An 11212-nucleotide genomic window follows, 5' to 3' on the forward strand; every position below is an offset into this window, starting at 1 on the left:
TTTCCGGGCCGTCGGCGGCGGAAATGAAACGGCCGGGGGACCGGACAAAGGGGGGCCGAGGGAAAAGCGGGAACCGGAAAACGGAACGGCGATACGGGCGCGGGCCGGTCCGGTGTCATGGCCGGATGACCTTTCCGTTTTCCGGCATGGATGCCGGATTATCGCCGGTGTTTTCTGGCTGAAAGGATGCGAGCGATGACGAGAGCGGCCAGGGCGACGATGAGGATAGTGAGGTTGCCGAAGCGGATGAACGGGGTGGCGCCGCGGGTTCCCTGTATGGTCGTGGCGAGTTCGCCGCGGGTGTAGGGGGGAAGCCAGGCGACGGGGCGGCCACGGGCGTCGATGACGGCGGTGGTGCCGGTGTTGGTGGCGCGCAGCATGGGCCGGCCGGTTTCCAGCGAGCGCATTTGCGAGATTTGCAGGTGCTGCGGCAGGGCGATGGTGTTGCCGAACCAGGCGATGTTGGAGACGTTCAGCAGGACGGTCGGGGTCGGCTGTCCGGTTTTGTATTCGTGGCGGATCTGGTCGGCGATTTCCTCGCCGAAGATGTCTTCATAGCAGATGTTGGGCAGTATCCACTGGTCTTTGACCCTGAAGGGTTTTTGCAGCGGCTCGCCCCGGGTGAAGTCGCCCAGCGGGATGCGCATGAGTCTGACGAACCACCTGAATCCGGTCGGGATGAATTCGCCGAAGGGGACGAGATGATGCTTGTTGTAGCGGTAGCCGGCCAGACCGGGTTTGCCGGCGTCTTCCGGTGCCATGACGATCAGGCTGTTGGTATAGACGGTCGCGGTGTCGGCCTGCGGCATGCCGAGCGCCAGATGGGAGAGGCTTTGTGCGGCATATCGGGACAGGTGTTCGAGGTAACCGGCGGGCAGCTGGTGGGTGTAGACCGGGATGGCGGTCTCGGGAGTGACGATCAGATCGGCCGGCCGGGAGGTGATCATGCCGGCGTACATGTCCAGGGCCTGGCCGATCTGGTAGGGGGTGAATTTGAATTCCTGCGCGACGTTGCCTTGCAACAGCCTGACCTGGATGGGATTGCCGTGGGGACGGGTCCAGTCGATGTGGAAGAGAACGCTTCCGGCGCCGAAGGCCAGGCCGATGATGGCGAGTACGGTCGCCAGCGAGGTTTTCCAGCGTTCGCGTCCGATGTGGAAAAAGAGGGCGATGGCGCCGGCTACGATGGCGGCGACGAAAGAGACGCCATAGACACCGGCGACAGGAGCGTATCCGGCCAGCGGGCTGGTGGTGTGGGCATATCCGGTCACGAGCCAGGGCAGTCCGGTGACGATCCAGCCGCGCACCCATTCGGCGAGAACCCAGAAGGCCGGGAAGATGAGGATGGCGGTGATGCCCAGGCTGGCTTGCCAGCCTTTCATGAAGAACCGGGTGAAAAGGCAGGCGAGTCCGGCAAGGATTCCCAGAAAGAGGGCGAGGCAGACGACGGCGGCTCCGGCCAGAAGGGAGGGCATGCCGCCGTAGGTGTGCATGCTGACGTAAAGCCAGTACAGACCGGCGATCAGGCTGGCGGTTCCGTAGGCCCAGCCGGTGTAAAAGGCGGTACGTGCCCGTTCGGTGTGCAGTACAGCCGAGATCAGGATGGCCAGGCAGGCGATCTGGAGCGGCCAGAGGCCGAAGGGGGCGAAAGCGAAGGGGGTTACCGCGCCGGCGAAAAAGGCGACGGCGGGGAGGGTCAGTGATTTCAGTCGGTTCATGGGGCCGTTCCGCTTTCTCCCAAGGGGCGATGATAAAAAGATTCCCGTGGTCCGGTTTTCCGGACCCCTGTTTGTCCTGCCTGACGCCGTTTACTGGACCAGATGGGCGATGCCGCGTCCGGTCACGTCGACGTCGGTTGTCGGTTCTTCATCGTCGTCGTCCATGTGCATGGTGCTGGTGCCGGTGAAGTTGACGTCGGTTACGGGATCGTCGATGTCGGTGTCGATGTAGTGCAGGCAGATGCCGGTGTCGTCGGTGTCGCCCAGTTCGACGTCTCCCAGCGGGTCGCGGTAGGAGATGGCCCCGAACGAGAACATGCCTTCCGTTTCGTCGCCTTCGCACTGGGCGTCGATGTGGTTGCCGCTTCTGGCGGTATGGACGAAATCGCCGGGTTCGATATGGTTGACGCTGGTGCCGGTGTAGTCCACATCGGTTGTCGGGTCGTCGTCGGGTTCGATATGGTTGACGCTGGTGCCGGTGCAATCGACATCGGTTGTCGGATCGTCGTCCGGTTCGATACGATTGACGCAGGCGCCGGTGAAGTCCACGTCGGTTACCGGATCGTCGGCCTCGTTTTCGATACAGGTCAGGCAGATGCCGGTATCGTCGGCATCGTGCAATTCGATGTCTTTATCAGAATTCATAAAATACCTCGCTTGGCTGATGGTTGTTGCCCTGCTTTTCGTTACCGAACTGAACGGATTGTAACCGTTTTTCGCGTATTTGGGCCTTTTTCGCTGTTTTTCAAGGGCCCTCCGGAAAGCGCTGGCGCTATTTTACAGCTTTGCCGGAATTTTTTTCCGGGGTTGCCGTTTTTTTTTCGACAAGCAGAGTATGCAATTGGCGCGCGTCGGCCCTGAGCACTTCGAAGTGCAGATCGCCGATGTCGAAGGTATCGCCCTTGTGCGGAACACGTCCGAGACAGTTGGCGACGAAGCCTCCGATGGTATCTACCCGGTTGTCTTCCAGCGCCGTTCCCAGCGTTTCGTTGAATTCGGCCATTTCGGTCAAAGCCGGTATGCGCCAGCGTGGACCGGCGGAACCGGCCTTGACGGAAACGATCTTGTCGTCGTTCTCGTCGTCGAATTCGTCCTCGATGTCGCCGACGATCTGTTCCAGCACGTCCTCGATGGTGACCAGTCCGGAGATGTTGCCGAATTCATCGACGACAATTGCCAGATGGTTGTGGGTGTTGCGGAAGTCGCGCAAAAGGACGTTGAGCCTTTTGGATTCGGGGATGAAGACAGCGGGACGCAGGATATTGCGAATGGAAAAGCCTTCTTCGCCGGCATGCAACAGGTCCTTTGCGTGCAGGGTGCCGATGATGGTTTCGTTGTCGCCTTCAATGACCGGATAACGTGAATGACCGCTTTTTGTAACGATATCGATCCATTCGGAGAATGGCCGGGTGATGTCGATGACGTACATTTGGGAACGCGGGATCATGATGTCGCGGACGGCGGAATCGAAAAGCCGGAATACGCCCTCGATCATGGAAAGGCATTCGGTGTCGATCAGTTTGCGGTCGTGTGCGTCGTGCAGGATGTCCAGCAGTTCGGTGCGGGAATCCGGTTCGGAAGAGATGAAGGAAGCCAGTTTGTCCAGGAAGGTTCTGACGGGTTTGCTGGTGTTTTGACTGTGTTCAGGGTGCTCGGGCATGGCGGTTTGTCGAAAACTCCTCGTTATCTGAAAGACTATAGGATACACGATTTGTAAAATTGGACAATATTCCGGGATAAACGGACGTTCGCATGGTAAAGTGATACCGGAGCCGCTGTTCTGTTTTTCGATAGCGGTGCCGTGGTCTTTTGCAGGGGAAGGTTGGGGGAGCGGCCAGCGCCGTTTTGCCGTGTGGACGGTTCCGGCAAGGGGGCAGGCAGGCCGCCCGGTTGCTGTCGTTTTTTTGCGGGGGAATGCGTTATGGTGAGCGAGGGTCAGTCCGGCATGCCGGAGATGGCGAACCTGTTGACTGAAATGGGGCCGCCTGTCATGGAACTTTTCGCGCCGAAGGCGGGAGAGCGGGTTCTGGATCTGGGATGCGGATCGGGGTTCTGGTCGGAAGAGATGGTCAGGCGGGGCTGCGAGGTGGTCGGGATTGATTCCAGTGCCCAGGCGGTTGCGGCGGCCCGTGCACGGGGTGTCGATGCCCGGCAGATGAATGCCGAGGCGATGACGTTCGAGTCGGAATTCGACGGGGTGTTTTCCAATGCGGCGCTGCACTGGATGCGTCATCCGTCGCGGGTGGTGGCCGGCGTGACGCGGGCGCTGAAGTCGGGCGGCCGTTTCGTCGGGGAGTGCGGCGAGACAAACAATGTCCGCAGGATCGTCGGGGCCGTGTCGGCGGCGCTGGAAAAGCGCGGGATCGAAATCGAGAATCTTCATCCCTGGCGGTTCGTTTCGAAAGAGGAAGCGGTCGGGATGCTGGAAGCCGGCGGCATGGTGGTGAAATCGGTGGAGGTGATCGAGCGGCCGACGGTGTTGCCCGGCACGATCGCCCAATGGCTGTCGGTTTTCGCGAACAATTATCTGTCCTGTCTGCATCCGAAGGAGCGCGAGGCGTTTTCCGATGAGGTGATGGCGTTGTGCCGGCCCGCGCTGTTACGGGAAGACGGCAAGTGGTTCGCCGATTTCGTCCGGCTCCGGTTTTATGCGGTCAAGCCCTAGCCGGACGGGTTTTCCGGGTTCGCCGGCGGGGAGTGTTTCGTGCCGGGCGGTGTCTGTTTTTTTTGCGGGGGTCGGTATGAAGGGGGAATCGAGACAGTCGTGGGATGCGTTTTCCTATGCCAGTTGTGCCCGGTTCGTTTCGGAATTGGGCATGCCGGTGGTGGAACTTCTTGCGCCGAAGGCGGGGGAGAGGATTCTTGATGTCGGGTGTGGCGACGGGTTTCTGGCGCAGCGCATGCAGCTTGCCGGGTGCGAGGTGGTCGGGATCGATACGAGCCGCGAACTGGTGGCCGCCGCAAGGGCACGCGGGGTCGATGCCCGCGTAATGAATGCCGAGGCGATGACGTTCGGTCCTGAATTCGACGCCGTGTTTTCCAATGCGGCGCTGCACTGGATGCGCCGTCAGGACAGGGTGATCGACGGAGCATGGCGTGCCGTAAAGCCTGGCGGCCGTTTTGTGGTCGAATGCGGGGGAAAGGGCAATATCGACGGCATTTTGAATGGCCTGAAAAAAGCGTTCGCCCGGCGCGGGCTGGAACCGGACGTTGTGCCGTCTCCCTGGCATTTCGCCGATGTGCCGGAAATGCGGCAACGGCTCGAGGCGCGCGGATTCGTCGTGCAGGAAATCGCGCTGTTCGGGAGGCCGACGCCGTTGCCGGCGGGGGTGGAAGGCTGGCTGTCGGTGTTCGCGCATGATTTTCTGGCGTCGTTCGATGCGGAGAACCGGAAGGATTTTCTGGACGATGTGACGGAGTATTGCCGGCCGGCGCTGATGAAGCCGGACGGCAGCTGGGTGGCCGATTATGTCCGGTTGCGGTTTTCGGCGATAAAACCGGTGACGGCGGACGACTGAGTACCGGCAGCGGTTTTTCACAAGAAGACGGCTTTCCCGGATATCGCCGGAGCCGGGACGGGTGGCCGGTTTTTGCCAGAGATGTCCGGCAGGGGGCGTCATGATTTTCACAGGATGGACAGGCTGCCCGTACGTTGCCCGAAGGCGTTTTCCGGTATCCGGTTTCCCGCCGGTTGTCTCTTCAGGGGGATATTTTCCTGACGGAATCGTGGCGGGCCGGTTCGTCGGTGGATGGGTCCGTTTCATCCCGGCAGCTGGTGAGTTTCCGGTTTTTCAGCCGTATTTGTGTGGGTTTCGGGCTGTTTTCGCCCTTTTTTATTCCTCCCGTTTTTTGATCTCTCCTTGCCAGGGGCGTTTTTCGGCCGGAAACTTCCGGATGGCCGGCGATGTTTTTCCGTTTGACTGTCGCCATGCTGATTGCCGTGTTGCCTTTTTGCCGCTCGCTTGTATTACCCTGTTTATGATTTTCCATTCCGGTTGTCTCCGGTGTTTCCCGCAGGATTTTTCTCCACGCCTGATCCGGCACAAAAAAACGGGTTATTGACTGGCAAAAAAGAGACACGTGTTAATGATCCGCTAACAAGCATTAACAGATAATCAAGACAAACCAGAGCCGCTCTGGAATAAAAGATTTTTTCATTATAAAACAACCTGTTCAATATACAACCACATGTTGCCGGTGAGATTGTCAAGAAAACCGTTTTTATATGCTGGGGGTAAACCCCTTTATTATCAACAAGTTATGGAGATTTAAAAATCCATTAATGCTTGTTAGCGGACATTGAAGTGCTAAAACAAGCGATTGTTGTCCCTATAAGACCACTTTGATCTGGACAAACTGGTGTTTGCTTTTTTTGCAAAACACTTTTATGAAAAGATCCTCATTGACGCCGTATACGCCGCTTGTTTCTTCGTCACTTCGCAAAGATGGCTTACCTGACATTTTCATCGACAAGCATTTTCATGAACGGGCCGCTGTTTCAGGCAATCGTCTTGGCAAACTCTCCCGCATAGCGCAACTGCTGTCGGTCCTGTTTCTGGGAATACCATCATCTGTGTATGCACAGGATGGTGTTGAGAATATCGTTCAGGATAGCACATGGAGTACGGATACCGTCCTGAACAATAAAGCATGGGTAAACAGCAATCATACTCTGGAAAACGGCAGTTCTGTTTCCTTCAACACGCAGTTGTCTTCGAGCGTCAATCGTAACTATCCAAAAATTGTGGGGCAAACGGAAGGGGTGATTGCCATTTTGGCCAATTTTGCCGACAAGCCTGTAAATATCACCGGTACAGCAAATGGAGACGGCAAGCTTCCCGTCGTCAGGGTGACAAATCAGGGCAACGAATATTACAGGATCGTGGACATGGGGAGTGAGGTGGCTGCAAATTATTCCATAGCCAGTTACGGAGAAAATGCCCTGATTGCCATTCGGGATGTGAACCTCGATCTGGATCATGTTGCCGAAGGGATGCAGGTCGCTGAAGGTGGCAAGATAACTGTCGATAATGACTTCATCAAAATTACAGCGGACCACTCTGATGCATTGCAGCATCATGCCTTGAATGCACAGGACGGCGGGGCAATCGATATCCGCTCAAAATCCGTGGAATTAACAGTCTCCGGAAAATCGACCGAGAACAATGATCCTTATACGGTTTTCAGTTCCGGCATTCATACGACCTATGGCGGAAGCATCAAGGTTCATGCGGATAATATATTATCCATCACTGTTGATACCGTGAATACAGCAAATGACTATGCCCAGAACTATGGCGTTTATGCACTGGGTCAGTATGGTAAGGCCGGTATCATTGATTTGTCCGGAAAAGATTTTAACCTCAATGTTTCCGGATCAACACGTGGATCGATTGGCCTTGTATCTGCTCCTTATGGCCAGAATGCCTCTCTTTCAGCAAAATTTGAAAATATTTCCATTACGGCAAGTGGAGACGGCATTTGCGGTACAACTTTAAACGCGTTAGCGAATACGTTTGCATCAGGGATAAACGTGCAAGCAGACAAATTGACTATCGATGCTCAAAATGGAATCGTTGCGACTACTCGCTGGGGTGAAAATACAATAACGACACATGCGAAAGAGCTCTCTGTAAATTCCGTGGATTCTGCGATCACGAACTGGTCAGATCTTACCCAAAACAATACGGCCTCAACAAATATCAAGGTTGCAGGAAACGATATCACGCTTTTTTCCGAGGGGTATGGTGTACTTTCCGATGTCCGGAATTCGGACCGGAATACATCTTTGATTGATGTCCAGGGCGATACACGGTTGACCATAAAAGCCCCGTATGTGGCGTACAGTTTTTCAGGTGGTCTATCCGGTACGGGAGAGGGGACAATCAACCTGAATACGAACGGTATCGGCAGAACTGACCTGAACGGTGGTATTGTGGCGCTACACAATTCCGACATCAATATCGGTCTGAATACAGCCGATTCGGTGTGGACAGGTTTTGCACAGGATGCGCGCACAGATGCTTCTTTGACGGGTGCCATCAATGTAGTGGCAAAAAACGGCGCGACCTGGAACGTCAGGTCAATTCTTGCCGAAAATGATCGTGTTGACTCTGAAGACCCGAAATCCTATCTGACCTCCTGGCATTCCGTGGATGCTTCTCGTATAGACATGACCTATGAAGCCGGTTATCAGGCCGTCGATATCGGTACCCTGACTGGAAGGAATACGACCTTCCGGCTGGCGACCGATATCGATGCCGTGCGTGGTGAAGGCAAGGGGACCGATCAGGCGATTGTCCATACGGGGAGCGGAAATCATGCGATCATGGTCGAATCGGCCGGAGACGCGTGGAAGGTGGAACAAGCCGATTACCTCATCTGGCACAAGGAAAAGAACGGTGCGACCTCGACTTGGATCGTGAATCACGAAACCGGCGAGACAGCAGCCACAGGGGCCGGTGATCTGTCTTTCACTCTGGCCAACCGGAATCAGGCAGTCGATGCCGGCGTGTACCAGTACAAGCTGGCGACACGTGACGCTCTGGATGGAGACGGTACGGAATGGTATCTGAAAAGGACGGACAAGCCCTCTTCCTCGGCCGATCTGGTCACTTCGTTGCCGGCCATTGCCGTACCGGGAACCCTGTGGTGGGCGCAATTGTCCGATCTGCGCAAGCGGCTGGGCGAAGTGCGGTACGGTGCACAGGATGGGTTGTGGGCAAGAGCCATTACGTGGGAAGACGAAAGCCGGGGGCTTTCCCATAACGGTTTTCACCAGAAAGTCTATGGCCTGAACCTTGGACTGGATCATATCGTGCGGCAGGATGAAAAAAGCATGTGGCTGATCGGGGGCAATCTCAAAACCTTCCATGCCGAACAGGATATCCAAACCCGTGCCGGAGGCGATGGAGAAACCGATTCCTGGGGCCTGAACCTGTATGCCACCTGGGCGGATTGGGACGGTTACTACGCCGATTTCGTCCTGTCTTACGACCATTACGACCAGAAAATGCATACCACGATGACCGACTGGCAACGCGTCCGGGGAGACTACAACACCTACGGGCTGGGCGCTTCCATCGAAATCGGCAGGATGTTTTCCTCCACACAGGACGATGAAGGGTGGGGTGCCTGGTACAGCAACTGGTTCATCGAACCGCAGGCGCAACTGGCCTACTACTGGGTCAAGGGCAAGGATTTCACACTGGACAACGGTATGCAGGTCTCGCAAGGCGACGGAGACAGCCTGACCGGACGGCTGGGAGTGGTGCTCGGCAAAAAATACAACTACGGCAAAAACCGGGCCGAAGTGGACAAGCGTTATGCCCAGTTCTATCTGGAAGGCGGCGTCAAGCAGGAACTGGCCGGCCGGCAGCATGTCAGCGTCAACGACGTCCGCTTTTCAGGTGACATGGGGGGGACCCGTATTTACTACGGAGCCGGATTCGACTGGAATCTGACCGACCAGACACGGCTTTATGCCCAGATCGAACGGGAAAACGGCGACCGCTATGACCGGGACTACTATCTCACCGCCGGTATCAAATACCAGTACTGACAAGAGGAAAAACATGAAACAGACCATCCTGCGCGGCCTGCTGCTGGCAGCGGGCCTGAGCGCGACAGCAGCGACGACCGCCGTGACACCTGCCGGCATAAAATGCCCCCCGAAAGGCAACAGCTATACCTTTCTGGTCGATTACTCCGGATCCATGATGGAAAGCCCGGAACAGGACGAATTGACCCAAAAGGAAAAACAGGAAAAAGAAAAAGCGGCCGAAACAGCGGACAAGCCATTACCCGCGCCGACCGAAACGGAAAAGCAAAGAGAAAAAACGAAACGGATCGCTACAGCCAAAACCCTCATCAGGCAACTGACCGGACCGCTGTCAGCCTATTCCCTGCAAAACGGCTTGTACACCGTCGCACCCTATACGGAAATCGCGCCTTATAAGAACCGGCCGGAACAGAACCTGAATGAAGAAGCGCAAACCCTGAAGGAAAACATGGAAGTACTGGGCCGGCGCAGCCCGATCGGACTGGGTATCGAACAACATGCCGCCAGAATGGAAAAAAGCGGACTGAACGGGCCTGTCTATCTGATAACGGACGGCAGACAGGCTTATGGGAGACCCGTAAAAGATGCCATCCAGACCTTCTACAGGATCAGGCCGGAAAGCTGCCTGCACATCATCAGTCTGGCGGATACCCGTGAAGGTGAAGAACTTGTTGCCGCACTGGCCGCCTCTCAGACGTGTTCTCGAATTCTCCATGTTCGGGACATACAGGAAAATCCGGAAGCGGCCGATCGGTTCATCAGCGAAACCGTTCCCCGGGAATGCAGGGAACAGGAACGGATTCTGTCCCTTACAGGCATCAACTTTGCATTCGACAGATACGATATCGACGGAAAATCGGAGGCCATCCTGCATAAAGCGCTGGAATACATCCGTGCGCAGGATGAAAGGGCGAAAATCGAGATCGTCGGCTGGACGGACTGGGTGGGAAGCGACACCTATAACCTGCGTCTGTCGCGAAAACGGGCCGAAGCCGTAAAAGCGTGGCTGGTGAAAAAAGGGATTCCGGCAAAAAGGATGAGAGCTATCGGCAAGGGAAAATCATACCAGTACGACAACCGGACGGAAGAAGGACGGTATCTCAACAGAAGAATGGATTTCCGGTTTCATACGGAATGATCCTTCCGGTTTGTCTGTATTCCGGCTGCCCGTTTCGCCGGCGGGGAGACGGTTTTTTCCATGACGGCAACAGGCAATGTTTTTCCGTGATGTCTGGCTATGCCGGCCGCCTGTTTCAGATGAGGTGGTGCAGAAATGTCCGAACGGCGAGCGGAGCGGTTTCTTCTCGCGCAGGGCGAACCGGCTGGTGATTTTTTCCGATATCGACGGGCTGTATGACAGCGATCCGCGTCTGCATTCCGAAGCGCGGCTGCTTTCCCGGATCGAATGCATCGACGATGGCGTGTATACGATGGCGGGGGGCGCCGGCTCGCGGCGCGGCCGGGGCGGGATGAAGACGAAATTGCAGGCGGTCCGGCTGGCGACGGCGCAGGGGATCGATACTATCATCACCAACGGGGCGCGTCCGGAGGCGCTTTGGTGGCGGGCAGGGCGGCGGGGACGCTGTTTGCCGGAAGGAAGTGAATCCCGGACTGGATACCGGAAACGGCGATGTGTCCGGAGTCATGGGCAGTGCGGTTGCGGCTGTCGTGCCGGCAGGAAAAAGGCGTTGTGTGAAAGAAACAGCCATGAATGGATCGGTACGTCCGCAAATACGCACAAACAGATCCGTTAATACGCATAAACGGATCCATTTGCAACACCCGGATATAGCTGGACGACTTGTGCAAGTCTATCAAAAATCAGGAAAAACCAAAAAAAAGACATGACGGCCGCGAGGGCGGAGAGAGACGGTCCGGAAAAGGACCGTTATGGGAGCGGAGGATAAAACAGAATAAAAATCAATGAGTTAGT

Annotated in this window: 9 protein-coding genes; 5 read left to right on the forward strand and 4 right to left on the reverse strand. The window is 56.2% G+C overall.

Annotated features, from left to right (window positions below):
* Positions 1-158: 158 nt before the first annotated feature.
* The 3 genes from lnt to NB647_RS05115 all read right to left on the reverse strand — a co-directional run bounded on the left by lnt (position 159) and on the right by NB647_RS05115 (position 3378).
* On the reverse strand, positions 159-1718 hold the full coding sequence (gene lnt / locus NB647_RS05105) for an apolipoprotein N-acyltransferase (RefSeq protein WP_269284633.1): 1560 nt from the start codon (positions 1716-1718) through the stop codon (positions 159-161).
* A 90-nt stretch (positions 1719-1808) separates the two neighbouring features.
* A complete protein-coding gene (locus NB647_RS05110) occupies positions 1809-2363 on the reverse strand; it encodes a hypothetical protein (RefSeq protein WP_269284635.1) in 555 nt (184 codons plus the stop codon).
* 127 nt (positions 2364-2490) lie between these two features.
* Complete coding sequence (locus NB647_RS05115) at positions 2491-3378, reverse strand: HlyC/CorC family transporter (RefSeq protein WP_269284638.1); 888 nt, start codon at positions 3376-3378, stop codon at positions 2491-2493.
* A 261-nt stretch (positions 3379-3639) separates the two neighbouring features.
* Here NB647_RS05115 and NB647_RS05120 point away from each other — a divergent pair, with 261 nt between their 5' ends.
* Both NB647_RS05120 and NB647_RS05125 read left to right on the forward strand, forming a co-directional pair.
* Entirely contained in the window at positions 3640-4383 is a 744-nt protein-coding gene (locus NB647_RS05120; protein ID WP_269265550.1) for a class I SAM-dependent methyltransferase, read from the forward strand.
* Between the two features lie 76 nt (positions 4384-4459).
* Complete coding sequence (locus NB647_RS05125) at positions 4460-5236, forward strand: class I SAM-dependent methyltransferase (RefSeq protein ID WP_269265551.1); 777 nt, start codon at positions 4460-4462, stop codon at positions 5234-5236.
* Positions 5237-5417: 181 nt separating this feature from the next.
* Here the strand turns inward: NB647_RS05125 and NB647_RS05130 are convergent, their stop codons facing one another.
* A complete protein-coding gene (locus NB647_RS05130) occupies positions 5418-5708 on the reverse strand; it encodes a hypothetical protein (protein ID WP_269284640.1) in 291 nt (96 codons plus the stop codon).
* Positions 5709-6105: 397 nt separating this feature from the next.
* Between NB647_RS05130 and NB647_RS05135 the strand changes: the two genes are divergently transcribed.
* The 3 genes from NB647_RS05135 to NB647_RS05145 all read left to right on the forward strand — a co-directional run bounded on the left by NB647_RS05135 (position 6106) and on the right by NB647_RS05145 (position 11033).
* On the forward strand, positions 6106-9279 hold the full coding sequence (locus tag NB647_RS05135; RefSeq protein WP_269284642.1) for an autotransporter family protein: 3174 nt from the start codon (positions 6106-6108) through the stop codon (positions 9277-9279).
* 13 nt (positions 9280-9292) lie between these two features.
* Positions 9293-10417 (forward strand): OmpA family protein, encoded by a 1125-nt coding sequence (locus tag NB647_RS05140; RefSeq protein WP_269284644.1) that lies wholly within the window; start codon positions 9293-9295, stop codon positions 10415-10417.
* A gap of 76 nt (positions 10418-10493) precedes the next feature.
* Positions 10494-11033 carry an amino acid kinase family protein gene (locus NB647_RS05145; protein WP_269284646.1) on the forward strand — a complete coding sequence of 180 codons (540 nt, stop codon included), beginning with the start codon at positions 10494-10496 and terminating at the stop codon, positions 11031-11033.
* The last annotated feature ends 179 nt before the right edge of the window (positions 11034-11212 follow it).

Source organism: Oxalobacter aliiformigenes (assembly GCF_027116575.1).
Classification (GTDB): Bacteria; Pseudomonadota; Gammaproteobacteria; order Burkholderiales; family Burkholderiaceae_D; genus Oxalobacter; species Oxalobacter aliiformigenes.